The organism is Xanthomonas sp. NCPPB 1754, from assembly GCF_041475725.2.
GTDB classification, from domain to species: Bacteria; Pseudomonadota; Gammaproteobacteria; order Xanthomonadales; family Xanthomonadaceae; genus Xanthomonas; species Xanthomonas euvesicatoria.
Map to the genome: position 1 here is coordinate 1,251,046 of NZ_CM192982.1, position 24,248 is coordinate 1,275,293.

At 64.7% G+C, this 24,248-nt stretch carries 18 protein-coding genes and 1 pseudogene; 13 read left to right on the top strand and 6 right to left on the bottom strand.

Annotation, left to right across the window (positions count from 1 at the left end):
• The first annotated feature begins 185 nt into the window (after nucleotides 1–185).
• The 3 genes from ACCQ15_RS05610 (at nucleotide 186) to pbpC (ending at nucleotide 7,089) form a co-directional block, all read left to right on the top strand.
• Nucleotides 186–3,188 carry a TonB-dependent receptor gene (locus tag ACCQ15_RS05610; protein ID WP_372381299.1) on the top strand — a complete coding sequence of 1,001 codons (3,003 nt, stop codon included), beginning with the start codon at nucleotides 186–188 and terminating at the stop codon, nucleotides 3,186–3,188.
• Nucleotides 3,189–3,332: 144 nt separating this feature from the next.
• On the top strand, nucleotides 3,333–4,280 hold the full coding sequence (locus tag ACCQ15_RS05615) for a glycerophosphodiester phosphodiesterase family protein (protein ID WP_277572287.1): 948 nt from the start codon (nucleotides 3,333–3,335) through the stop codon (nucleotides 4,278–4,280).
• 388 nt (nucleotides 4,281–4,668) lie between these two features.
• Nucleotides 4,669–7,089: a penicillin-binding protein 1C gene (gene pbpC / locus ACCQ15_RS05620; RefSeq protein WP_372381300.1), complete on the top strand. Its 2,421-nt coding sequence runs from the start codon at nucleotides 4,669–4,671 to the stop codon at nucleotides 7,087–7,089.
• A gap of 276 nt (nucleotides 7,090–7,365) precedes the next feature.
• Here pbpC and ACCQ15_RS05625 read toward each other — a convergent pair whose 3' ends face one another.
• Nucleotides 7,366–7,926 (bottom strand): ferritin-like domain-containing protein, encoded by a 561-nt coding sequence (locus ACCQ15_RS05625; protein ID WP_008571580.1) that lies wholly within the window; start codon nucleotides 7,924–7,926, stop codon nucleotides 7,366–7,368.
• 40 nt (nucleotides 7,927–7,966) lie between these two features.
• The gene (locus ACCQ15_RS05630; protein WP_031421467.1) at nucleotides 7,967–8,449 is read right to left on the bottom strand and encodes a peroxiredoxin; all 483 of its coding nucleotides are present in this window, start codon (nucleotides 8,447–8,449) and stop codon (nucleotides 7,967–7,969) included.
• A 162-nt stretch (nucleotides 8,450–8,611) separates the two neighbouring features.
• Between ACCQ15_RS05630 and ACCQ15_RS05635 the strand changes: the two genes are divergently transcribed.
• The 8 genes from ACCQ15_RS05635 to ACCQ15_RS05670 all read left to right on the top strand — a co-directional run bounded on the left by ACCQ15_RS05635 (nucleotide 8,612) and on the right by ACCQ15_RS05670 (nucleotide 19,549).
• The gene (locus ACCQ15_RS05635) at nucleotides 8,612–9,088 is read left to right on the top strand and encodes an Hsp20/alpha crystallin family protein (RefSeq protein ID WP_008571577.1); all 477 of its coding nucleotides are present in this window, start codon (nucleotides 8,612–8,614) and stop codon (nucleotides 9,086–9,088) included.
• 413 nt (nucleotides 9,089–9,501) lie between these two features.
• The gene (locus ACCQ15_RS05640) at nucleotides 9,502–10,401 is read left to right on the top strand and encodes a DnaJ C-terminal domain-containing protein (protein WP_109292132.1); all 900 of its coding nucleotides are present in this window, start codon (nucleotides 9,502–9,504) and stop codon (nucleotides 10,399–10,401) included.
• 497 nt (nucleotides 10,402–10,898) lie between these two features.
• The gene (gene pilH / locus ACCQ15_RS05645) at nucleotides 10,899–11,285 is read left to right on the top strand and encodes a twitching motility response regulator PilH (protein WP_008578169.1); all 387 of its coding nucleotides are present in this window, start codon (nucleotides 10,899–10,901) and stop codon (nucleotides 11,283–11,285) included.
• Nucleotides 11,286–11,971: 686 nt separating this feature from the next.
• Complete coding sequence (gene hflK, locus ACCQ15_RS05650; protein WP_011346658.1) at nucleotides 11,972–13,099, top strand: FtsH protease activity modulator HflK; 1,128 nt, start codon at nucleotides 11,972–11,974, stop codon at nucleotides 13,097–13,099.
• The gene (gene hflC, locus ACCQ15_RS05655) at nucleotides 13,099–13,962 is read left to right on the top strand and encodes a protease modulator HflC (protein ID WP_008578171.1); all 864 of its coding nucleotides are present in this window, start codon (nucleotides 13,099–13,101) and stop codon (nucleotides 13,960–13,962) included. The genes hflK and hflC overlap by 1 nt, the downstream gene beginning before the upstream one ends.
• Nucleotides 13,963–14,211: 249 nt before the next feature.
• Nucleotides 14,212–14,676 carry an REP-associated tyrosine transposase gene (locus tag ACCQ15_RS05660; protein WP_372381301.1) on the top strand — a complete coding sequence of 155 codons (465 nt, stop codon included), beginning with the start codon at nucleotides 14,212–14,214 and terminating at the stop codon, nucleotides 14,674–14,676.
• Between the two features lie 532 nt (nucleotides 14,677–15,208).
• Nucleotides 15,209–16,501 carry an adenylosuccinate synthase gene (locus ACCQ15_RS05665; RefSeq protein ID WP_005913957.1) on the top strand — a complete coding sequence of 431 codons (1,293 nt, stop codon included), beginning with the start codon at nucleotides 15,209–15,211 and terminating at the stop codon, nucleotides 16,499–16,501.
• 375 nt (nucleotides 16,502–16,876) lie between these two features.
• Nucleotides 16,877–19,549: a M1 family metallopeptidase gene (locus ACCQ15_RS05670; RefSeq protein ID WP_372381302.1), complete on the top strand. Its 2,673-nt coding sequence runs from the start codon at nucleotides 16,877–16,879 to the stop codon at nucleotides 19,547–19,549.
• Between the two features lie 256 nt (nucleotides 19,550–19,805).
• Here ACCQ15_RS05670 and ACCQ15_RS05675 read toward each other — a convergent pair whose 3' ends face one another.
• The gene (locus ACCQ15_RS05675; RefSeq protein WP_218195807.1) at nucleotides 19,806–20,018 is read right to left on the bottom strand and encodes a hypothetical protein; all 213 of its coding nucleotides are present in this window, start codon (nucleotides 20,016–20,018) and stop codon (nucleotides 19,806–19,808) included.
• 250 nt (nucleotides 20,019–20,268) lie between these two features.
• Nucleotides 20,269–20,982 (bottom strand): SDR family oxidoreductase, encoded by a 714-nt coding sequence (bdcA, locus tag ACCQ15_RS05680; protein WP_057681005.1) that lies wholly within the window; start codon nucleotides 20,980–20,982, stop codon nucleotides 20,269–20,271.
• A gap of 71 nt (nucleotides 20,983–21,053) precedes the next feature.
• On the opposite strand from bdcA, the gene ACCQ15_RS05685 reads away from it, so the two are divergent.
• The gene (locus tag ACCQ15_RS05685; RefSeq protein ID WP_372174218.1) at nucleotides 21,054–21,644 is read left to right on the top strand and encodes a TetR/AcrR family transcriptional regulator; all 591 of its coding nucleotides are present in this window, start codon (nucleotides 21,054–21,056) and stop codon (nucleotides 21,642–21,644) included.
• Between the two features lie 339 nt (nucleotides 21,645–21,983).
• Nucleotides 21,984–22,342: pseudogene (locus ACCQ15_RS05690) on the top strand (hypothetical protein); the annotation flags it as partial.
• A gap of 78 nt (nucleotides 22,343–22,420) precedes the next feature.
• On the opposite strand, the gene ACCQ15_RS05695 reads toward ACCQ15_RS05690, so the two are convergent.
• Together ACCQ15_RS05695 and ACCQ15_RS05700 are read right to left on the bottom strand one after the other, a co-directional pair.
• Complete coding sequence (locus ACCQ15_RS05695; protein WP_372381303.1) at nucleotides 22,421–23,686, bottom strand: hypothetical protein; 1,266 nt, start codon at nucleotides 23,684–23,686, stop codon at nucleotides 22,421–22,423.
• Between the two features lie 174 nt (nucleotides 23,687–23,860).
• On the bottom strand, nucleotides 23,861–24,223 hold the full coding sequence (locus ACCQ15_RS05700) for a DUF262 domain-containing protein (protein WP_372381304.1): 363 nt from the start codon (nucleotides 24,221–24,223) through the stop codon (nucleotides 23,861–23,863).
• Nucleotides 24,224–24,248 lie beyond the last annotated feature (25 nt).

Below are 24,248 nucleotides of genomic sequence, written 5' to 3' on the forward strand. Positions count from 1 at the left end.
GGGGCTTTTGCAGCGCGCTTGCGATGTTTCCCGGTAGCCGCGAGTGCTTGCTTCGCGTGCAGCGATATCGCTGCGCCTTGTCTTTTCGGTGCGATGGTAGCGACACGCAAAGGTCATTTTTACGCTCTACGGTGGCGTGCTTTCTCATCAGCGCAGCATGATTGATGCGCGACTTACGGGATTCCATGCAGCGCTTCGATCCGTACCGTATGCACCTGTCCGTTCTCGCTGTGGCCATCGCAGCATGCTCGCCTGGCGTGCAGGCTCAAAGTGTCGCTACCTCATCCGACTCCGCGCGCCTGGCGTCATCGATGCGCCCAGCCGGTGCTTCATCCAACGAAAGCCAGCGACCTGTCGAGACAGCGTCAGCCTTTGAAAAACTCTCTGGCCTCGCGACCGCAGCCTCGCCGAGCGAGGCACCCAACAGCGACGCACCTAGCAGAGATGCAACTGCCGCAGACATCGCCAAAACCGGCGTACAAACCCTCGATGCCATGCAGGTCACCGGCGTGCGCCGCGCCAACGCGGCTGCGGTGGAAAGCAAGCGTGCGGCCACCAATATCACCGATGTGATCAGCGCCACCGACGTGCGTGCCTTGCCCGACAGCACCATCGTTGAGGCATTGCGGCGCGTGCCGGGCTTGTCCGTCTTGCCTGCCACCGACAACGAGCATCCGCGCGATGAAGCGGCCACGCCGGTATTGCGTGGCCTGGGGCCGTCATACAACAACGTCACCATCGACGGGCTCACCATCGCCTCGCCCGGTACACCGAACGGCACGCTCGGTTCGATCACCCGCGGTGTGCGCCTGGATCTGTTGCCGGCCTCGATGGTCAGCGAATTGCAGGTGGTCAAGACCTTCACACCCGACCTGGACCCCAACGCCACCGGCGGTGCGATCAACCTGAAAACCCGCAGCGCGTTCGAAAACGGCGGCAAGCCGTTCTTCAGCGCCGAGGCGGCGCTAGGCCACGCCAACGATGTGGGCAAGCCGCGCGATCAGGACGATCCGGGCTATCGCCTCAACGCCACCGGCAGCCGCACCTTCGGTAGCGAGCAGCAGTACGGTCTCACCGTGTCTGCCAACTATCAAACGCTGAGCAGCTACACCGAAACCCATATGACCACCGACACGGTGCACTACGGGTTCTACGACAACGGCGGTGTGTTGCAGACCGGCGAGAATCTCGGCAATGGCTGGGCGGTGCCGCAGCAGGATAAATACTGGTACGTGCAAGATCAGCGCGACCGTTATGGCCTCACCGGCAAGTTCGAGATGCGGCCCAGTGCGGCGCTCGAAGCCTACGCCATGGCCGGCTACTACTATTTCAAGGACGACATGGAGCGCAACGAGGTCATCATCGACCCGCGCAACCGTGGCCAGGTCTTCAATCAAACCGCAACCTCCGGCAGTTATCCCGGTGGCGACATCGAGGTGGGCTATTCGAACCAGATCGTCACCACGCGTACCAAGGTGGCGCAGCTGGGAACGATCTGGCGGCCCACCGATCGCCAACAGCTTTCCGCGCGTGGCGCGTGGTCGGATGCGACCTATGACGAGCCGATTCGCATGATCAAGTACGCCACCGGCATCACGCGTCCGGCACCGGTGCCGGTGGGCCAGACCGGCAGTGGCGTGACCATCAATGCCACGCCCAATTATGCGTTCAATTACGACACTTCCGGCCTGGATCAACGCTTCGGCGTGTCGCCGCAGGCGTATGACGACCTGGACAATTACAGCCTGTCGTACTGGCGCCCGGACTATAAACGCACCGCGTCCGACCGCATCCTCACCGGTCGGCTCGATTACGGTTTCAACCAAGGCGAAAGCGATCAAGGCATCGGTTTTGCGGCAGGCGTGTCGTATACCACCGACAAGCCGTCCTATGAGATCTATCGGGTCGAGTATCAGCCCAATACGACGGCGCCGGCGTTCGGCCTGGCCGACGTGGTGGGCACCGGCAGGGCGCCGATGCGCTATGCCGGTTTGAACCTGCTGAGCATCGACCCGAACAAGGCCAATCGCGTGCTGGCGGCCACGCCGTTGAGCGCGTTCAACAGCACCGACCAGCAGGCCTTCAGCAACCAGGATAATTTCACGCACACCGAAAAAATCTTCGGTAGCTATGGCTTGGTCAGCTATCGCAGCGATCGCTTGAACGCGCAGGCCGGTGTGCATTTCGACAGCACCAAGCTCGACACGGTGGGCCGCCAGCGGCAGCTGGATGCGGCAACCAATCACTACGAGTACGTCGATAACCCGACCAGTGCGGATTACGACTATCTGCTGCCTTCGGCGGTGATGACCTATCACCTGACCGATGCGCTGGATCTGCGTGCCGGTGCAAGCCGCACGTTGGGCCGCCCGCCGTACGACGCCTATGCGGCGCGCACCTCCATCGGCTTCGTCAATACGACAGACGCCGGCAACCCGAATGCGCAGGGCGTCACCGTCACCATCGGCAACCCCGACATCAAGCCGCGCGTGTCCAACAACCTGGACCTGTCGCTGGAATGGCGCCTTCCCGGCGATTTCGATGCGTTCGCGTCCGCTGCCGTCTTCGACAAACATATCCAGGACGAGATCTTCACGCTCTCGCGCACCGATAGCTTCACCTTCGACGGCACCACGTATGCGAATGCGTTGATCAGCACACCGGCCAATGCCGCCAAGGCGCGCATCCGTGGTGTGGAGTTCAACGGCATCGTCAACACGTTAGGGCCGGTCGCGCCGTGGTTGAGCGGCGTCGGTTTCAGCGCAAACCTCGCATTGCTCGATGGCAGCCTGGACGTGCCTTACAGCGTCGGCAGCGGCAGCAGCCTGACCCAGCGCGAGCGCACGCTCGACAATCTGGTCGGTCAACCCGATTACACCGCCAACGCGACGCTGTTCTACAACACCGGCGGGCTGGAACTGCGCGCGGCCTACAACCGGCAAGGCAAGGCGCTGCGCTCGGTCGTCAGCAATATCGACTGGCAGGACCTGTATTGGTCGCCGCGTTCGCAACTGGATTTCACCGCCACCTATGCGGTGAGCAAGCAGTTGAGCCTGATCGGCCAGGTCAGCAACATCACCCACAGCCGCATCACCAGCGTGACCGGCCCCGGGCAGAATCTGCTCAAGGACAGTTACTCGGTGCCCACCACCTATTGGGTGGGTCTGCGGTTCACGCCCACGTTGTGAGGGCAGCCAGGCAAGAGGTGGCGAAGCCTGCCATCCTGAATTCGATGCCTGCCGTCCACCCGCTTAATTTCAGCCGCGTGTGCGACGCGCGGCAACGCCGGTCCTCCGCGCTACCGTTTGCAAACATCTGCTTGGAGTTGTTCGATGACATCACGCCCCATTGCCGTCCTCGCCGCCGTGCTGTGCACAGTCGTGACCACTGCAGCAAGTGCCGCACCGACAGGCGTGGCCGCGATCCAGGCGCGCCTGACCAACCCGCTGGGCGGCCTCGTGGTGGTGGCGCACCGCGGATGTCATGCCGCTGCGCCACAGCATGGCTTCACCGAGACCGCACCGGAAAATTCGCTGGCGGCGTTGGAGCGCTGCATCGCCATCGGCGCCGATGTGATGGAAACCGATGTGCGGCGTGCCGCCGACGGCAGCCTGGTGATGCTGCATGACGCCACCGTGGACCGCACCACCGATGGCACCGGCAAGCTCTCCGAGTTGACCCTGGCCGATCTGCAGAAGCTACGCCTGCGCAGCGACGAAGGCGGTGCACAGGCACCGCTGACCGACCAGCGCGTGGTCACGCTCGAGCAGATGCTGGCCAAGGCCAAGGGGCACATCCTGCTCAACCTGGATGTCAAGGACGCGATTTACGTGCAGGTGATCGACGCGGTCGCACGCGCCGGCATGCAGCATCAGGTGATCGTCAAGGCCGAAGCCGGTATTTCCACCGCGCCACTGGCTGCGATGCCGCCCTTCAACACCGTGTACTTCTTCCCGATCCTGATCAACGCGCATGGCAATGCCGATCTTGCGGCCATTGCAACGGCACAGACGCGCAATGCGCGTCCGATGGCATTCGAGTTGCCCAAGATGACCGCCGCGCAATTGCCGGCCCTGGCAGCGGTGAGCAAGGCGCACAACGTGCGGCTGATGGTCAATTCGTTGTGGGAAGGTTTCATTGCCGGCTATGGCGGCGATGCGGACGCCGAGCGCGACCCTGGCAGGGTCTGGGGCCGGATGTACCGCGACGGTGTGTCGATCATCCAGACCGATGCACCGGAAGCCTTGTTGCGCTACCGCGCCACGTTGGAAAAGCGCTGAGCGGAAGTGACTATGCCGCCGTCACAGGCGGCGGCAACCAGGTCTGGCACGGCGCGCCGTGCACCAGACAAATCGACGGACGAGACATAACGTCTACCGAAGTGCGCACGTGGGCATCGCCACCAGCTGCCGCCAATGCGTGCTGCTGCCGAAGGGCGCCGGCCGCGCCTTCGGCGTGAGCGGCTGATCATCGCAGCCACCTGCATGCGGTGGCCACAGGTGGGATCAGACGGTTGCGCGCAGGGGTCCACATGTCGCTCACGGGCTGTGCCTGGCCTTGCGCCCGTCGCTTGTCCGGCTGGCTGTGCGGCTGATCGCGCTGCCGATACGCCAGGCCCGAGCCGCGTAGGAGTGGCCGAAACGCGTTTTGCCCTGCATGCTTTGCGCAATGGATGAACAGCCGCAGGCACCAACAGGGATGGATCGCACGCAGCCGCGCCCGCAAGCGCCGAACCATCAGGCCCGCAACCGACGTCGCTGGCTGCGGTGGCTGCGCTTGAGTGCGGCGGCCTTGCTGGGCGTCATGCTGTTGCTCGATCTGGCTTTTCCATTGCCGTTGCCTAAGTCCCGCGACACCTCCACGTTGGTGGTTGCGCGCGACGGCACGCCGTTGCGTGCATTCGCCGACCGTCATGGCGTATGGCGCTATCCCGCCACGCCGCAGAGCGTCTCGCCGCTGTATTTGCAGGCGCTTCTGAACTACGAAGACCGCTGGTTCTGGCGTCACCCTGGCGTCAATCCCTGGGGTCTGCTGCGTGCCGGTGGGCAGTGGATCGGGCAGGGCCACATCGTGTCCGGCGGCTCCACACTGACCATGCAGGTGGCGCGCATCCTGGACCCGCATACGCGCACACCGTGGGGCAAGGCCAAGCAATTGTTGCGCGCGTTGCAGCTGGAAGCGCACCTGAGCAAGCACGAGATTCTGATGCTGTATCTGGAGCGTGCGCCCTATGGCGGCACCATCGAAGGGGTGGAGGCGGCCAGCTGGGCGTATCTGGGCAAGCCGGCCAGGGCCTTGTCGCACGCCGAGGCCGCGTTGCTGGCGGTATTGCCGCAGTCGCCCAGCCGGTTGCGCCCGGACCGTCATCCCGAAGCCGCGCAGCGCGCGCGCGACAAGGTGCTCGATCGCATGGTCGAGCTGGGCGTGTGGTCGCGCGCGCAGGTGGACGATGCGCGCATCGAACCGGTGGTCACCCGCTCGCTCAAGCCACCGTTGCATGCGGCCTTGCTGGCGCAGCGCCTGCACAGTGCGCAGCCGCGTGCGGCGCGTATCGTCACCACGCTGGATGTGGAATTACAGCGCACGCTGGAAGAGCGCGTGTCCACGTATTTTTCGCAGCTGCCGGAGCGCACTTCCGCGGCATTGCTGGTGGTGGACAACGCCACCATGGAGGCGCGCGCCTATGTGGGCTCGGCCAGTTTTGGCGACCGCAAGCGCCTGGGTCATGTCGACATGGTGCAGGCATGGCGCTCGCCCGGCTCTACGCTCAAGCCCTTTCTGTATGGCATGGCGCTGGACGATGGCCTGATCCATTCCGAAAGCCTGCTGGTGGATGCGCCGCAGAGCTTTGGCGACTATCGGCCCGGCAACTTCGATGCGGCGTTCAACGGCCCGGTGAGCGCGGCCACGGCGTTGCGGCTGTCGTTGAACGTACCGGCGGTGGATCTGCTTGATCGCATCGGCCCGGCGCGCTTTGCTGCGCGACTGTCCAATGCCGGGATTGCGCTGCATTTTCCCTCCGGCAGCACGCCGTCGCTGGCCTTGATACTGGGCGGCACCGGCGCACAGTTGCAGGAGTTGGTGGGCGCGTTCGCCGCGCTCAATCGCGGCGGCATTGCCGGACGCGTGCGCTATACGCCGGATGACGCGCGCATCGATCGGCGCCTGATGTCGCCGGGTGCGGCGTGGATCGTGCGCGAAATCTTGCAAAGCAATCCGCGGCCCGGATACGGCAGCGGCACGTTCGACACCACTGCACGCCCCGGCGTGGCGTGGAAGACCGGCACCAGTTACGGCTACCGCGATGCATGGGCCATTGGCGGAACGCGGCGTTACACCGTCGGCGTCTGGGTAGGACGGCCGGACGGCACCCCGTTGCCGGGCCAATACGGTGCGGTCACCGCATTGCCGTTGATGTTCGAAGTCATCGATGCCTTGCCCCGCAGCGCTGGCGACAGTGCGCCATTGCCGATGCCGTCCTCGGTGCAGGCAATCGACATCTGCTGGCCGCTGGGCGGCGCTGCCGATCAAACGCCACCGCCTCTGTGCGCACGTCGTGCCGATGCATATGCACTCGACGGTGCGGTGCCACCCACCTTTGCCGAGCGCGATGCGCGCCTTTGGCAAAGCGGGCAGATGCGCTTCGAGGCCGATGCGCGCAGCGGTCAGCGGTTGTCGCAGGAATGCAGCCAACCGCATGCGCGTGCACCGCGCGCGGTGGCGCGTTGGCCAGCGTTGGTCTCGCCCTGGCTCAGTACATCCGAACGCGCCGCCGCGCAACTGCCGCCCTTGGCTGACGATTGCGTGCCGGACGGGCGCATGACCGGTGGCGGGGTGCTACGCATCGACGGCTTGAGCGACCGCGCCACGCTTGCGCGGGCCAACGACGCCGCGCGCCCGGTGCGGTTGCAGTTACGAGCGCTGGGCAGCGAGGCGCGAATCGATTGGCTGCTGGATGGCCGCTGGATTGCGCAAACCAGCGGAAGACAAGGGTTTCAGCGCGATTTCGAAGAAGTGGGGTTGCACACGCTCACCGCAATGGCCAGCGATGGCGCATGGACGCAGTTGCGCTTTCGCGTGTTGCGCTGACCGGGTTGCCAACCAAGTGCGACCGCCCCGTGCGTGGCGGCAGACCGGCTGTGCGCTCCTACAGAGGCGTTGACGAAGGCGGCGGCGTGTCGGGATCTGGCCGCCTCATGCGGTCGTTGCTCATTCGGGACGCGACCGTTTACGCGCAATCTGGCGGCACAAAAAAGACAGACAGGGCGCTCTAGGCGCTGCCCTGTCTGTCTCATCATTGAATCGATTTCAATTCAACTCGCTGCGATCTTCATCGCAACGCAGCGCTACATCGCAGAACTCAACTCACTCGCCAATCCAGCCTTCCAGCATGTCGGCAAATTCATCGGCATGCTCTTCTTCCTGGGCCAGGATGCTTTCGAGAATGCGCTTGGTGGTGGTGTCCTTGTCGCCGATGAAGTCGATCATCTCCCGGTAGCTATCGATGGCGATGCGTTCGGCGATGAGATTTTCCTTGACCATGTCGCGCAGGTCGGTGCCTTCCTTGTATTCGGCATGCGAGCGCTTGGTCAGGGTGTCCGGATTGAGATCCGGTTCGCCGCCCAGCTGCACGATGCGCTCGGCCAGCTTGTGCGCGTGCTCTTGCTCCTGTTGCGCATGCTCCAGGAACTCGCCCTTCACTGCGTCGGCAAGCATGCCCTTGGCCATGAAATAGTGGCGGTAGTAGCGCAAGGTGCACACGTATTCGGTGGCAAGCGCGGTATTGAGCAATTCGATCACCTTCTCGCGATCGGCGTGGTAGCTCTCGGTGATGGCGCCGTCTTCGATGCTCTGGCGCGCGCGGGCGCGCAAGGTGGCAGTGTCGGTGATACCGGCGGGAGTTTTGGTGGCTGGCTGATCAGACATGGCTGGCCGTTTTCCTTCTGAGTGATGGGAGAAAGGGGTCTCAATCCGGCAGATGCTGCAGCACGTAATCGGCTGCAGAGACTTTGAATTCGCCGGGTTCTTCAACAAACAACGCCTTGACCACGGCGTCGTCTGCATACAGCGCGTAGCGGCGTGAGCGCAGGCCCATGCCCGAGCCGCTGGCGTCGATTTCAAGGCCCAGGGCGCGCGCCAGTTCGGCGTTGCCGTCGGGTAACAGGTGCAGGCCGTCGGGAATCAGCTGGCTGCGTCCCCAGGCCTGCATCACGAACGGGTCGTTGACCGCGGTGCACAACACCTCGATACCGCGCTTGCGGAATTGCTCGAAGTGTTCCACGTAGCCCGGCAGGTGCTTGGCCGAACAGGTGGGGGTAAAGGCCCCCGGTACCGCAAACAGCAGCACCTTGCGGCCTGCGAACAGGCTGTGGGTGTCGATGGCCTCGATGCCATCGCGCAGGTGCTTGAGCACGACTTCGGGAATGCGGTCACCAACGTGGATGGTCATGCGGCTAGCTCCTTTGGCTGAACGGATTCTAGAAAGGGGTAGGGGAAAAGCGCGTCAACGCGCTTGAAATCCGTACGGCCACGCCTATCTGACGCACATGGTCGGCGCAACCGCGCACCGCGCAGTTGCCGGCCCCGTCATCAACCTGTTTGGAGGCTTTCAATGAACATCGTTCGTTATCCCCAATTTCCCACCCACGCGCTGCAGAACGAGATCAAGCATGTGTTCGATCGCTTCTTCGAGCAGAACGGCGACACCGACGAATCGGCCGTGGTGACCGCGCAGTGGGTGCCGCGCGTTGACATCAAGGAAGAGCCCAATCACTTCGTGCTGTACGCCGATTTGCCGGGCATCGACCCGAGCCAGATCGAGGTGCAGATGGACAAGGGCATCCTGTCGATCAAGGGCGAGCGCAAGAGCGAATCCAGCACCGAAACCGAGCGCTTTTCGCGCATTGAGCGCCGTCACGGCAGCTTCCATCGCCGCTTCGCGCTGCCAGACAGCGCCGATGCCGATGGCATCACGGCTGCGGGCCATAACGGCGTGCTGGAAATCCGCATTCCCAAGCGCCCGGCCGCCACGCCGCGCCGTATCCAGGTGGGCAACGGTCAGAGCACCAGCGGCAGCACGGTGCAGTAAGCGTAAGGAACGTCGCGGCGGCGCGCTGTGCAGGCGCGCGGTGTCCGCTGGGCCGGCCTGTACTGTGCGTGCAGGCTGGCCAGGCGCCCGGCAGTTTCGCATGGCACCTCATGCCATGCCGGAACTGGCCGTCGCGCGACGCTGGACCTGGAGCGAGGCCGCAGCTTCGCTCTCCGGCGACAGTCGCGCCGTAGAATAGGCGCGGTTGCCCGCCCGGCTGCGAATAGATTGGCCAACAGCTCCATGGCGTGACCGCTTGTGGACGCGGCTGGTATGCCAACCCGGCACGTACGTCCGTACGGTGCAGGGTTGCGTGCCTGCCGCGCCGCACTCGCGCTGTCCGCCGCAGCGCTGGCCGTTCGGACTGGCTCGTGGCCTCGGCTGCGGGCCGTTTTTTTTCCAGAGGTGATTAGATGGAATTCAAGGATTACTACGCAACGCTCGGCGTGGAGCCCAGTGCAGGCGATGCGGAGATCAAGACCGCCTACCGCCGGCTCGCACGCAAATATCACCCCGACGTCAGCAAGGAAGCCGGCGCCGAAGACAAGTTCAAGGCGATCAACGAAGCCTACGAAGCGCTGCGCGACCCGGCCAAGCGCAAGGCCTACGACCAGTTGAAGGCGCAGGGATTCCGGCCGGGCGACGAGTTCCAGGCCCCGCCCAATTACGGTGGCGGGCAGGGCTTCGATTTCGAAGAGGTGTTCGGCAACGGCGGTGCCGGTGGCGGCTTCAGCGATTTCTTCGAAAGCCTGTTCGCCGGCCAGCGCGGTGGCCGTCCGCGCGGCCCGGGCGCCGGGCCCGGTGCAGGTGCCGGCCCGCAGGCGCGCGGCGACACCCGCGCCAAGCTTGCGGTGCCGTTGGAAGCGGTGCATTCGGGCGACAGCGTGCGCATCACCATCAATGGCAAGCAACTGGACGTGCGGGTGCCCAAGGGCGTGCAGCCCGGCCAGGTAATCCGCCTGAGCGGGCAGGGCAACGGCGGCGGCAACCTGTTGCTGGAGATCGAATACGCGGCGCATCCGCATTTCGAAGTGGACGGGCGCAACATCCTGTACACCTTGCAGGTCATGCCCTGGCAGGCGGCGCTGGGCACCACCATCAGCGTGCCCACCTTGGGCGGCTCGGTCGAATTGAAGGTGCCGGCCGACTCCGATGCCGGGCGCAAGCTGCGCCTGCGCGGCCGCGGCCTGCCGGGCACCACCCCGGGCGACCAGATCGTGGAACTGGAAATCCTCGCCCCGGCCCCGACCGACGACGCGCAGAAGAAGGCATACCGCAATCTGGCCAAGGCATTCGGCGAGACCGTGGGCTGAGCCGGTCGACGCGGGCTAGATCAGCTGCGCGCACGAGGGATGAGGAAGGCTAGGGTCGCCCAGCGATGCGGCCGTTGATGTCGCCCGACAGCGTCGAGTCTTGGCCGCACCCTCAGCCGGCCCCGGAGAGGCGAGCCAGCCCCTCTCCCTTGGGCGAGCGGGGCGGGGCGGGGATTCGGTTGCCCCGCAACGTGATCATCAACTCGATCTGCCCCGGCGCATCGGGATCCCGCCCCATCCAGCGCCACGCGCCCCTTTCCCTGCCCCCGAAAGGGGAGTAGGCGGGGCAGCGAATCAACGCGGTGGCTCGGTAAGCCCTGTATTGAATCCAGCCTGGGCTATTGGACGTAATGGCTCCAGCGGCTCGCAAAAACAGCGCCTCGCTCCATCACCTCTGGCCTCGCTCGCAAACCTCGAACCAGCACACAACTCACCTGGCCCAGCTATCGAAAGCGCGGCCGGCGCACTACACTCGCCGCGCACACTAGGGGAAACACATGGCACGTATTTTGATCGTCGACGACTCGCCGTCGCAGCTGCTGGGGATTCAGCGCATCGTCGAGAAGCTGGGCCACGAAACCATCACCGCCACCGATGGGGCCGCCGGCGTGGAAGCGGCCAAGGAATCGCTGCCGGATCTGGTGCTGATGGACGTGGTGATGCCCAACCTCAACGGGTTCCAGGCCACGCGCACGCTCAAGCGCGAGCCCACCACCCAGCATATTCCGGTCATCCTGGTCACCACCAAGGATCAGGACACCGACCGCATGTGGGGCATGCGCCAGGGGGCCCGCGCCTACATCACCAAGCCGTTCTCCGAAGACGAACTGCTGGAAGTGATGGAGCGCGTGTTCAACCAGAAAGACGAGCCGCCGAAAGCGTAAGTGCACCGGCCAGCCGTGATCGCAGTCGGATTTCGGCAATGCAGAGGTGGGAGTAGCGGGAGACGGGCCAACCCTCTGCTGCGCGCTGGGGAGCCGGTGAGGGTCGGCAGCCCGGCGATGCGCAACTCGACCTCGTCGTGCACCATCGCTTGGCAACTGCACCCCTCAGCCTGCGCCGAGCTCCATCTTTTGCCAACGGGCCAGGGGAGATCAGTTGGGGTGAGGCGGTGCAGCCGTCATTGCCTGGGACAAGGTGTGGTTGAAAGAATGGGTGCCAAGGACGCAATCGCCGCTTGGCCCGCACGCGTGCGACGTCCCTCCCATCACCATCCGTGCCCGGATCCCTGCCAGCAGGCATGCGCCCGGTAAATGGTCTTCAGCCGCCCAAGACCAATCAGGTACCCGGCTGCATCCAATGGACGCGCACGCAGCGCTCGGCAGGCGCACCCGGTGCCCGGCGCCGCCACGTGCAACCTTGTCTCCAGGTCTTCAGCGCAAAGGCCCCTGCCGGTCGGCCGCTGCGTGTGTCCCCAGTCAGCCCGATCCGCCCCGCCGGCTAAACCAACAATGCATCGCACCGGGCCTTTCAAAACGGTGGGTCTGCCCCATCTAGTAGAATCGGCGAATCAAACAACATGGCGGCACTGCGGGACTGGCCCGCACAGCCCCTCGATCATGGAGCGTGCATGGCCTGGAACACACCCGGCAACAAGGGCGGAGACGGCCCGGATCCCAACCGTCGCAGGTCCTGGGGCCCGCGCGGTGGTGGCAACGGTGGCGGTTGGGGCAATCTGCCCGCTCCGTTGAAGGAGCTGTTCGATGGCGGCGTGGGGCGCTGGATCCTGGTCGCGGTGGTGCTGATGGTGCTGTTCTCCAGCTTCCAGCTCATCGGCGAGCAGCAGCGTGGCGTGGTGCTGCGCTTCGGCCAGTTCTCGCGCATCCTGCAGCCCGGCCCGAACTTCAAGCTGCCCTGGCCGATCGAGTCGGTGCGCAAGGTCAATGCCACCGAGATCAAGACCTTCAGCAACCAGGTGCCGGTGCTGACGCGCGACGAGAACATCGTCAACGTCTCGCTCAACGTGCAGTACCAGATCAGCGACCCGCGCAAATACCTGTTCGGTTCGCGCAACGCCGATCTGGTGCTGGAGCAGGCCGCGCAAAGTGCCGTGCGCGAGCAGGTGGGGCGTTCGGACCTCAATACCGTGCTCAACAATCGCGGCCCGCTGGCGATCGCGTCCAAGGACCGTCTGCAGGCGGCGCTGGATGCCTATAACACCGGCCTGGCCGTCACCGGCGTGACCCTGCCCGACGCCCGTCCGCCGGAAGAAGTGAAGCCGGCCTTCGATGAGGTCAACGGTGCCCAACAGGTGCGCGAGCGCCTGATCAACGAAGCCCAGGCGTATGCCGCCAAGGTGGTGCCGGAAGCGCGCGGCCAGGGTGCGCGCACCCGTACCGGCGCCGAGGGCTACAAGCAGGCCACCATTTCCAAGGCCGAGGGCGACGCCGATCGCTTCACGCTGTTGCAGGCGCAGTACGCCGGCGCGCCGGAAGTCACCCGCAAGCGTCTGTGGCTGGAAACCGTGCAGAAGGTGCTGTCGGAGAACCGCAAGGTCATCGGTAGCGATGGCCGCCAGGTCATCTACGTGCCGCTACCGGCCGACGCCAGCAAGCCGGCCACGACCGGTGGCAATGCCGGCATGCCGTCGATGGTGCCCCAGGACGTGCTGTTGAATCCGCCGCAAAGCGCCAGTAGCGAGGCCATCCGCAACCCGGAGCGCGGCCCGCGCCCGACCGGCCGTGAGGGAACCGAATAATGAAGAATTCGCTAGTCATCGGCCTGATCATCGCCGTCTTGCTGACCCTGATGGGCTCGGTATTCGTTGTGCGCGAAGACCAGACCGCCATGGTGCTCAACCTGGGCCGTGTCGTGCGTGCCGACCTCAAGCCCGGCCTGCACTTCAAAATTCCGGTGGTGGAATCGGTGCGCGTGTTCGACCGCCGCTTTCAGGTACTGGACACCGCGCCGGCGCGTTACTTCACTGCCGAGCAGAAAGACGTGAGCGTGGATTTCTTCGCCATCGGCTACATCTCCGATGTGCGGGCGTTTTATCGTGCGACCGGTGGCGAGGAATCGGTGGCCAACTCGCGCCTGGCCCCGATCATCACCGATTCGCTGCGCAACCAGATCAACTCGCGCACCCTGCAACAGCTGGTTTCCGGCGACCGCAGCGAACTGATCGCCAACCAGCTCAAGGGCATCAATGGCGCCATCAAGGGCTTAGGGATGCAGATCACCGACCTGCGCATCAAGCAGATCGACCTGCCGACCGACAGCCAGGTGATCACCGACGTCTACGAGCGCATGCGCGCCCAGCGCAAGCAGGAAGCCAGCAAGCTGCGCGCCGAAGGCGAAGAGCAGGCCCTGACCATCCGCGCGCAAGCCGATCGCGAGTCCACCGTGATCGTGGCCGACGCCGAGCGCGACGCGCAGAAGCTGCGTGGTGAAGGCGATGCCGAAGCGGCCCGCATCTACGGCCAGGCCGGTTCCAAGGACCCGTCGTTCTATGCGTTCTACCGCAGCCTGGAGGCTTACCGCAGCTCCATGGCAGACGGCAACGGCGTGGTGGTGCTGGACAAGAACGACCCGTTCCTGCAGTACCTCAAGAGCGACCGTTGATCGCTCTGTCTTGAAACATCGCTCTGCCTTGAAACAAGAACGCCCGCGTCATGCGGGCGTTCTTGTTTGTGCCTGTCACCGTAGGGCAGACAGACGCGCGCGCCCCATCGTAGGAGCGCACCTGGGCGCGACGGGCCTCACCGGTCGACCCGCTGATGGCCTCTGACAGTCAGTCGCCACATGGATTCCTAGCGCAGAACACGGCAACCGCCGATATCCCGCGTGGTCCAAGGCCATCAGCATTGCGGTATGGCCAATATCGACTCTCCCGGGCATCGCGCGCTGCGCCGCGGTAGGCAGTCTTCGGCCCACAGCGCTTACCTGCTGACTACCGCGACATGGCAGCGTCGCGCCGTGTTCGCAGATTTTCTGATTGCGGCAACCGCCTGTCGAGCATTCACCAAAGCGACGCCTTGCGATGCCAGGCTGCTGGCCTGGGTGTTGATGCCGGATCATGTCCATTGGTTGTTGCAACTTGGGAGCGACACCGCATTGAGCGACGCGGTTTCACGCATGAAAGCTTGCTCAGCCCGCGCAGCGAATGCGCAGCGTCAGTCTCGTGCACCGGTCTGGAGCCGCAGCTATCACGACCACGCATTGCGCAGGGACGATGATCTGACCGCTGCGGCGCGCTACATCATTGCCAATCCGCGACGGGCCGGACTGGTGACGCGGGCCGGGGACTATCCGTTCTGGGACGCAGTCTGGCTGTGAGACACATCTGCCGTAGGAGCGCATCTGGGCGCGATGGCTTCACCGGTAATGCCTGTCGCGCCCGGGTGCGCTCCTACGGGGGGGGTTATCGGGGTGGTGGTTAGGGCTGCCCGTCGTGGATCGGGCGATGGCCGCTTTGGGCGGTCTGCAGGTTTGCCAAGGCTCGCTACGTTGCCGTCCCTACGACCCAATTGGGATGTCGCTACGGTGATCCGGCAGGCTAGGGCCCCTAGGGACCCAGGTGGCCGGCAGCGCTCGGAGCACCACGCAACCGACTGCCAGCCGCAATCTGACCCGCCCCCGATCCGCCGTCCGCCAGGGGTAGTGCAGGCCAGCGGAAACCCGGATAATGCACAAAAGCCGGCCGGGCACGCTCCAACCAGAGCACTCGGTTCGGCTTTTTCCGTGTCAGGGCTATCGCGCCACTGCAACGCTCCCCGATGGAGCCGCGCGCAGGGTGTCGCGGCCAGCCCTGCAGCGGTCCCATCCCGCGGCCCCGATGGCCGCAGCAAAACTTAGGAGTTCACCCGTCATGGGTCAGTCAGTTGTCGTGCTCGGTGCCCAGTGGGGCGATGAAGGCAAAGGCAAGATCGTCGATCTGCTCACCGAGGAAATCGGTGCGGTGGTCCGCTTCCAGGGCGGCCACAACGCCGGCCACACGCTTGTCATCAACGGCAAGAAGACCGTCTTGCATCTGATTCCGTCCGGCATCCTGCGCGACGACGCGCTGTGCCTGATCGGCAATGGCGTGGTGATCTCCCCGGCTGCCTTGATCAAGGAAATCAGCGAGCTGGAAGACGCCGGCGTGGAAGTGCGTTCGCGCCTGAAGATCTCTCCGGCTGCGCCGTTGATCATGCCCTACCACATCGCCCTGGATCAGGCGCGCGAGAAGGCGGCCGGCGGCAAGGCCATCGGGACCACCGGTCGCGGTATCGGCCCGGCGTACGAAGACAAGGTGGCGCGTCGCGGCATCCGCATCGCCGACCTGCATTACCCGCCGCAGCTGGAAGAACTGCTGCGCACCGCGCTGGATTACCACAACTTCGTGCTTACCAAGTACCTGGGCGTGGAAGCGGTCGATTTCCAGAAGACCTACGACGAGGCGCTGGCCTTCGGCGAGTACGTGCAGCCGATGAAGTCGGACGTGGCCGGCATCCTGCACGACCTGCGCAAGCAGGGTAAGCGCGTGCTGTTCGAGGGCGCGCAGGGTGCGTTGCTGGACATCGACCACGGCACCTATCCGTACGTCACCAGCTCCAACACCACCGTGGGCGGCGCACTGGCCGGTACCGGCGTTGGCGCCGATGCGATCGACTACGTACTCGGCATTGCCAAGGCGTATGCCACGCGCGTCGGCGGCGGCCCGTTCCCGACCGAACTGGACGACGAAGTGGGCCAGGGCATCCGCGACCGCGGTGCCGAATACGGCGCCTCCACCGGTCGCCCGCGTCGCTGCGGCTGGATGGATATCGTGGCGCTCAAGCGTGCAGTGGCCATCAACGGCATTTCCGGCCTGTGCATCACCAAGCTCGACGTGCTCGACGGCATGGAGAAGCTGAAGATCTGCATCGCCTATGAATATCACGGCAAGCGCACCGAGTACGCGCCGCTGGACGCGCAGGGCTGGGAAGAGTGCACCCCTGTGTACCTGGAGTTCCCGGGCTGGAGCGAGAACACCCACGGCATCACCGTGTGGGATGACCTGCCGCCGGCCGCCCGCGCCTACCTGCGCGCGCTGGAGGAACTGGCCGGCTGCCCCATCTCGATCGTTTCCACCGGCCCGGACCGCGACCACACCATGGTGCTGCAGGACCCGTTCGCCTGATCGGCTGATGCGTGATTGAACCGACGAAAGCCCTGCGAAAGCGGGGCTTTTGTTTGCGCAATGCCATTGCGTTGCCTGGCCACGCGCCCGGCACCTGTCTGACGGCCGCTGGTGAGGTGTTGCTGGCCGCCCCCGCCTGATCGATGCGGGGCGGGTTCAGCATGGCCGTGTAGCATGCTCGCGCCAGCCGGGATTGCCTTGCCCTGGTTTGATGCGTGCGTGCCTTGTCGTTGCCGTGGCTTCTCTTTGACGTGTGTGCCTTCGCCTCTGTCAGGCAGGCGCATGACTTTCGGCCGTGTGTGGTCTTGCGGGCCGGCGCCATGATGCTGGCCGCTGTACGACTTCGTTTACTTCATTACTCTTTTTAGGAATGTCATGCGCCAGATCCTGGTGACTGCTATTGCGCTGGCGCTGGCCAGCACCTGCGCCGTTGCGCCGGCTCACGCTGCTGTGGCTGCACCGGAGGTGGTCAGCGCATCGGCCGCGCAGGTCACCAGCCAGTTGCCGCGCACGGCCAAGCCCACCCACTACGCGGTGGAGATCACCCCGCATGCCGACAAGATGACCTTCGACGGCAAGGTGGCCATCGACATCGTGGTGCTACAAGCCACCGACCGCATCGTGTTGCAGGCGGCCAACCTCAGCTTCGCGCGCAGTACGTTGGCGCAGCGCAAGGGAGGCAAGCCGCAGACGGCCAAGGTCAGCACCGATGAGCAGGCGCAGACCGCCACCTTCGCCTTCGACAAACCGCTGGCACCGGGCAACTACGTGTTGTCCATCGACTACAGCGGTGTGATCAATACCCAGGCCAACGGCCTGTTCGCACTGGATTACGCCACCCCGCAAGGCCAGCGCCGCGCGTTGTTCACCCAGTTCGAAAACTCCGATGCACGCCGCTTCATCCCCTCGTGGGACGAGCCTGATTTCAAGGCCACCTTCGACCTGGCAGTCAATGCGCCGGCCGCGCAGATGGCGGTGAGCAACATGCCGGTTGCCTCGTCCAGCAATGCTGCTGGCGGCATGAAGCGCGTGGCGTTCCAGACCACGCCCAAGATGGCCACGTACCTGTTGTTCCTGAGCGTCGGCGACTTCGAGCGGGCGACGCGCAAGGCCGACAACGGCACCGAGATCGGCGTGATCGCGCAGAAGGGCAAGGTGGGCCAGGCGCAGTTCGCACTGGATTCCGGGCGCGACGTGCTGCATGAATACAACGCCTATTTCGGCATTCCATATCCGTTGCCGAAGCTGGACAACATCGCCGCACCCGGGCAAAGCCAGTTCTTCAGCGCGATGGAAAACTGGGGGGCGATCTTCACCTTCGAGTACTCGCTGCTGCTCGACCCGGCCACGTCCAACATCAACGACAAGCAGGACGTTTTCACCGTTGCCGCGCACGAGATTGCGCACCAGTGGTTCGGCAACCTGGTGACCATGGCGTGGTGGGACGACCTGTGGCTCAACGAAGGGTTCGCCAACTGGATGGAGGCGCGCACCACGCACAAGCTGCACCCGGAGTGGGATATCGACAACACCGGCGCAGCCTTCAAAAGCCGCGCGGCGATGCAGCGCGATGCGTATGTCACCACCCATCCGGTGGTGCAGCACGTCGCCACGGTGGAGCAGGCCAGCCAGGCATTCGACCAGATCACCTACGACAAGGGCGAAGCGGTGATCGCCATGCTCGAAGACTATGTGGGCGCGGACAACTGGCGCAGCGGCGTGCGCAGCTATCTCAAGCAGCACCAGTACGGCAACGCCGTCACCGATGCGCTGTGGCAGCAGATCGATGCAGTGGCACCGGGCAAGCAGTTCACCCAGGTGGCGCACGACTTCACGCTGCAGCCGGGCGTGCCGTTGATTCAGGTCAGCGCCAGCTGCACGGCCGGCACCTCGACCGTGCAGCTGAAACAAGGCGAATACACTGTCGACCGCCCCGACAAACAGCCATTGCGCTGGCATGTGCCCGTCACGGTGCGCGGCGCCAGAGGCACGCCGGTGCGCGTATTGGTGGATGGCAGCGCGCAGGTGCAGTTACCCGGCTGCGATACGCCTGTCGTGGTCAATGCCGGGCAGAAGGGCTACTTCCGCACGCTGTATGCACCGGCGCAATTCACCGCGCTCACCAAGGGATTCGACGCCTTGCCGGTGGTCGATCAGTTGGGTGTGCTGATGGATACCGCTGCGCTGGCACCGGTGGGGCTGCAGCCCGAAGCGGACCTGCTTGAGCTTACCGCCAAGGTGCCGGTCGGTGGCTCGCCGGATCTGTGGAAAGTGGTGTCCGAAACGTATTCCAACATCGATCGCCTGTTCGCGGGCGACCTCAAGGCGCAGGCCAGCTGGCGGCGCTTCGCGCGTGCGCGGCTTGCTCCCGAGTTCGCCACGCTCGGCTGGGACGAGCGCAAGGACGACAGTGCACAGACCAAGCAGCTGCGTGCCAGCCTGCTCAACAGCCTGAGCGCGCTGGACGATGCACAGGTGATTGCCGAAGCGCAGCGTCGTTTCGCTGCGTTCCAGGCCGACCCGGGCACGCTGTCGCCGGAACTGCGTAGCACGGTGCTGCGTATCGTCGCCCGCCACGCCGACTTCGCCACCTGGGACGCATTGCATGCCATGGCGAAGAAGGAAACTTCCTCGATGCTGCGCGACCAGTCGTATGCGTTGCTCGCCTACGCCAAGGACCCGGGGCTGGCGCAGCGCGCCCTTGAACTTGCACTCACCGACGAACCCGGCGCCACCACTGGCGCCAGCATGATCGGCGATGTCGCCAGCGAGCACCCGGAGCTGGCATTCGACTTCGCCTTGGCGCATCGCACCCAGGTGGACACGTTGATCGACTCCACCTCGCGCGCCCGCTATTACCCGCACCTGGCTGCAGGCTCGAACAAGCTGGAGACCATCGACAAGATCAAGGCGTATGCCGACACCTACCTGGCCCCCACCTCACGCCGCGATGCCGAAACCGCCATCAGCACAATCCAGACGCGCGTGACGTTGCGCGAGCGGCGTGTGCCGCAGATTGCGGCCTGGTTGAAAAAGCGCAAAGCCTGACGCGTTGCGTGGAGCAACAAAAAGCTCGGTTTTTCCGGGCTTTTTGTTTGGTGCAGTGGCCACCAGTGCAGGTGAAGCGCATTGGCCAGCAACAGTAGCGAAGGGATCCAGTGGTTAGATGCCTGAAAGTGGAACGCCTGCGGGATGACTGCCGATTTCGGTGTCGAGCGATTCCGCGCGGTGCTGCGTGCTGCATCTCTGTGAGCTGCGCCTGGCCCCGGCGCGCTGGCCGACCGGTTGCGGTTGAGTGCCTACATCACCCCATGCGCATCGACATATTCTCGCGGACCCGAGTGTCCATGTCTTGCTGCTGGCTCTGCGCCAGCGCCTGCTGCCGCTGCACGCTGGCGGTTTCCAGTTGTTGCAGCGACTGCTCAACCGGTGTGCGCACCGCCACATCGGTGGGCATGGCAGCACGCAAATGGGCAGGGTTAAGCACCGACCGGATGACATCATGCGCATTGGTCAATCCATTGCTGGGTTCGTCGCGAACGATAGGCAACGCAGGGTCAACAGGGTATGCAAGGTCAAGCCAGCGATTGCATGTGCAATACGGCGCAAGACATGGGAAGACGATCCATCACGGCCAACAGCATCATGCATGTGGATCACGATGCTGGCGATGCAGCAGCTCGCCCTGCACGTCGACGGAGGGCGCTTGCCGCCATCCGTTGCGCTACATGTCGAGCTGCAGTGGCATCAATCCAAGCGACGACGCGTCACGCCCCGAACGCACCATCGATGGTATGCATCGCGCCGGTTACAAAGCTCGCTTCCGGGCCGGCCAGCCAGGCCACCATGCCGGCCACTTCCTCGGCGCGACCGTGGCGCTTGATCGCCATGAAGCTGTGCATCAGGTCTTTCATCGGCCCGTTTTCCGGATTGGCGTCGGTATCGATCGGGCCCGGCTGCACCACGTTGATGGTGATGCCACGCGGCCCGAAATCGCGCGCCAGGCCGCGTGCCAGCCCTTGCAGCGCGGATTTGCTCAGCGCGTAGGACGCCATGCCGGGCAGCGGCATGCGGTCGCCGTTGACCGAGCCGATCACGATGATCCGCCCGCCAGGTGGCATCTGCCGCGCGGCCTCCACGGCGGCGTGGTAGGGCGCGTGCACGTTGATGCGGAACAGCCGGTCCACCGCGTCCGGATCCTGGTCCAGCGCATCGCCGAACAAGGCGATGCCAGAGTTGACTACCAGGACATCCAGCGGCCCACTGCGTCGCACCGTGTCGATGACCGCATCGCGATCGGCGCTGTCTGCCAGCACCGCGGTGCTGCCGGTTTCGCCGGCCAGGCGCTGCGCCGCTTCGGCGGAGCCGGCGTAGGTAAACGCCACTCGCGCGCCGTCGGCCACGAAGCGCCGCACGATGGCGGCCCCAATTCCCCGGCTGCCGCCGAGCACCAACACGGACTTGTTCTTGAACGCTGACATGCACCCACCTCGCTATTAATGTAGCGGTTAATACATAATAGATCTCGTCTGCCGTCAAGGGTTTTGTAACAATGACTACAGAAATCTCCCGGTCCCGCGGCCGGCCGCGGGCGTTCGACCCGGATCAAGCGGTGGCCATCGCGCAGCAGCTGTTCCATGCGCGTGGCTACGACGCACTGAGCGTGGCCGACCTCACCGCGGCGCTGGGCATCAACCCGCCCAGTTTCTACGCCGCCTTCGGCAGCAAGGCCGGCCTGTATGCGCGCATCCTCGACCGCTACGCGCAGACCGGTGCCATCCCGCTGCCGCAGATTCTGGACGCCAACCGTCCGCTGGCCGACGCCCTGGCCGACCTACTGGAGCAGGCCGCCCGCTGCTACGCCGCAGACCCCGCCGCCACCGGCTGCCTGGTGCTGGAAGGCACGCGCAGCAACGACCCGCAGGCACGCGAGGCGGCCTGCAGCTTTCATGTCGCTGCCCAAGAGTTGATCCGCTCCCACATCGCCAAGCAGTGCCCGCACGAGGCAGACCGGCTGGCGGATTTCGTCAGCACCACCATGGCCGGCCTGTCCGCCAGTGCCCGGCATGGGCAGAGCCTGGAGCGTCTGCTGGCGAGTGCGCGGTTGGCGGGAGAGGGGATTCGGGCGGCGCTGCGCGGGTAGGCAGAGTGCTTGGTTGCAGGGGCAGGGGCGTTCTACTGTGGACCCACCTGCGTGCCAGCATGCCCACTGACGTGGTAGTCAGCGCCGGTGGAGCAGTCACTGGCAAGCTTGCAAGAGTTCGAGGTGCACACCTTGGTGCAGGGGCAAAGCCAGGCGCAGGAGAGATCGCTGCCGCAGCAGGGGCTGAAGCCGCTGAGCATTGGGTGAGCTGTGTCTGGCTTGCGCCGTTGAGCGGTAGACCCTCGTTTAGGTCAGAGCGTGCAGCTAAAGATTGGTCGCAAAACAGCTCGTTCGCCGGCTATTCCATATTCCGGAATATGGAATAAGGCGGGCCTGGCTGTGGAGCTGAAGCCCCTGGATCTGGTGGTGCTGTACAAGCAGGTCGCCCAGGTCAGCCAGGCCTGGACCTATGCATCCCTTGGAGAAGCGCTGGGCATGCGCCCTTCTCAGGTGCATCGCATCTTCAAGCGAGCGGTGGCATCCGGCTTGGCGCTGGAAAAAAGCCGCGGCGCGTTGGAGACGGTACGCAAGGCGCTGCATGAGTTTGCGGTCCACGGCGTGCGCTATGCCTTTCCCGCCGTGATCGGGCCGCCAAAGCGTGGCATTCCTACGGCCTTTGGCGTGCCCCCGCTGTCCACTGCGATTGCCAGCGCCCCAGGGGAGGCACCGGTGTGGCAAGCGCGCAGGGCACAGCCAAATGTGCCCTGTTAGCTGGAATACGCAGCGCTCTTGGGCGCTGCTGTAGGAGCTGGCGGCGAAGTTCCAAGCGATGGCTGTCAGTCAGTCTCCACCGCTGCAGCACGCTTTCCCATTGCCGCCTCGATCAGCGCCAAGAGGTTCTGCTGGCGCTGATCGCAGAAGCTGTCGAAGTCATCGGCACGCAGGGCGGCTACCGGGATGCGATGGCTGGCCAGCAGTGCATCCATGCCTGCGTTGTCCAGCTGGACCTGCTTGTGGGCCTGCAGGGCGGCCAGATAGCTGGAGGGAGCGGAGCCGCCGATCATGCGGTTTGCCTTGTAGGAGATCGGCGTCTTGTTGATGATTGAGTCGTAGCGCCCGCGCGGGATGTTCTGCTTCTCGCACCAGTCGCGCGGGAAGATGTGGTGGATGTCCAATGCTACCTCGTCGGCCTCCAGGTCGCGGATGCGCGACTTCCAGAACAGGTCCTGTGCACCTTCGCGCAGTACCAGCACGTTGATGCCCTTGTAGGCGGCGCTCAGGCGCGAGGTCAGCGAGGCGAGGCGGTCGACCTGGAAGGTGGCGTCCACAATCGTGCGCGGCGGTTGGCCATCGTGCTCGATCCAGCTCAGCAGCTCGTCGACGTCATTTGCGATGCGGGTCTCCACCGCGCCGCCGTAGAGTTCGCCCAGCACGCCGCACCAGAACCACTGCGCCAGCTTCTGGTGGATGCGCGGCTCGCGCCAGTGCTCGTCGGCGCCGATCAGTGCCAACACCGCCGCCAACGGCGCCAGCTGGGTGCGGTAAGGCAGGTCGCGTGGCGCAGTGAAACATTCCTGGCGCAGGAACTTGGCCGCACGCAGGAACCCTTGTTCAACGGGGTCAGCCCAGCGCTTGTAGGCATCCAGCGGTAGTTCCAGCACCGATGCGCGCTTGGCGCTGACCGGAGCCACTTGCTTGCCGGTCTTGCCGGCCTCGATATCGGCACGGCGCTTTTCCAGCGTGTGCAGCATGGTCACCGCCTGCAGAAAGTCGGTGTTCTCCACCCCGCGTAGGATGGGTTCCCTGGCCAGCCGCTTGTAGCGCGAGGACACCTTACGCAGCTCGCTGCCGTACCAGTCGTCGCGCAGGTTGTAGCCATCGGCCGCGTAGCTGGCGGTCACCAGCTCGAACACCGATAGCGGGACGCCGCCGGTGTTGACCTTCTCGAACACCAGGCACACTGCTTCCTTGCTGGTCTCCTTCTTCAGCACGATCAGCGGGATCTGGTACTCGTTGTATGCATCGAGCACCTTTTCTTTGAACTCAAAGAATTGCGCCTGCGCAGCGGCGTTGAACTTGAACAGGTCCTGCAGCCAGCCCATCGCCTCCAGGATTTCCGAGCATGGGAAGTACAGCTGTTTGCATTCCAGCTCGCGTGTGGACAGGTCCAGATCCAGCCTGCGGCCGAAATCGCTGCGCTGCTGGCGGCTGCCGTCGGTGGCGATGATGGCCTCGTCCAGCCGGTCCGGGCCGGCCAGGGCGGTGGGGATGTGGATTTAGTAGTGGCGGTCGACCGGCTTGCCTTTGTCGGTGGTGGTCTTGACCGGGCCGGACAGCTTGAGCACCTGGGTCAGCGTCGTCAGACGCTGCTGACCGTCGAGGATCAGCTTCTCCGGCGCCGCCAGTGCTTCCAGCGGCACGTTCTCCACCGGGCGGACCTGGAAGCGCACCTCGCCGCCGGTTTCCAGCAGCATCACCGCGCCCACAGGGAACGAGCGCCCCAGGCTGACCAGCAGGCTGCGCACATGTTCGTCATCCCAGACCCAGCCGCGCTGGAAATCCGGTAGCTGGATCTTGCCTTGGACGACGTCCTTGAGCAGGTCCTTCAATGGCAGTTTGGTGCTGTCGAATGTGGTCACGGGCTCGCTTCCTTGTGATGGATGG

Coding starts and splice junctions, on each gene's coding strand:
- ACCQ15_RS05610 (WP_372381299.1), top strand. CDS start 186: ATGCAGCGCTTCGATCCGTACCGTATGCACCTGTCCGTTCTCGCTGTG.
- ACCQ15_RS05615 (WP_277572287.1), top strand. CDS start 3,333: ATGACATCACGCCCCATTGCCGTCCTCGCCGCCGTGCTGTGCACAGTC.
- pbpC (WP_372381300.1), top strand. CDS start 4,669: ATGGATGAACAGCCGCAGGCACCAACAGGGATGGATCGCACGCAGCCG.
- ACCQ15_RS05625 (WP_008571580.1), bottom strand. CDS start 7,926: ATGTCTGATCAGCCAGCCACCAAAACTCCCGCCGGTATCACCGACACT.
- ACCQ15_RS05630 (WP_031421467.1), bottom strand. CDS start 8,449: ATGACCATCCACGTTGGTGACCGCATTCCCGAAGTCGTGCTCAAGCAC.
- ACCQ15_RS05635 (WP_008571577.1), top strand. CDS start 8,612: ATGAACATCGTTCGTTATCCCCAATTTCCCACCCACGCGCTGCAGAAC.
- ACCQ15_RS05640 (WP_109292132.1), top strand. CDS start 9,502: ATGGAATTCAAGGATTACTACGCAACGCTCGGCGTGGAGCCCAGTGCA.
- pilH (WP_008578169.1), top strand. CDS start 10,899: ATGGCACGTATTTTGATCGTCGACGACTCGCCGTCGCAGCTGCTGGGG.
- hflK (WP_011346658.1), top strand. CDS start 11,972: ATGGCCTGGAACACACCCGGCAACAAGGGCGGAGACGGCCCGGATCCC.
- hflC (WP_008578171.1), top strand. CDS start 13,099: ATGAAGAATTCGCTAGTCATCGGCCTGATCATCGCCGTCTTGCTGACC.
- ACCQ15_RS05660 (WP_372381301.1), top strand. CDS start 14,212: ATGGCCAATATCGACTCTCCCGGGCATCGCGCGCTGCGCCGCGGTAGG.
- ACCQ15_RS05665 (WP_005913957.1), top strand. CDS start 15,209: ATGGGTCAGTCAGTTGTCGTGCTCGGTGCCCAGTGGGGCGATGAAGGC.
- ACCQ15_RS05670 (WP_372381302.1), top strand. CDS start 16,877: ATGCGCCAGATCCTGGTGACTGCTATTGCGCTGGCGCTGGCCAGCACC.
- bdcA (WP_057681005.1), bottom strand. CDS start 20,982: ATGTCAGCGTTCAAGAACAAGTCCGTGTTGGTGCTCGGCGGCAGCCGG.
- ACCQ15_RS05685 (WP_372174218.1), top strand. CDS start 21,054: ATGACTACAGAAATCTCCCGGTCCCGCGGCCGGCCGCGGGCGTTCGAC.
- ACCQ15_RS05695 (WP_372381303.1), bottom strand. CDS start 23,686: ATGGGCTGGCTGCAGGACCTGTTCAAGTTCAACGCCGCTGCGCAGGCG.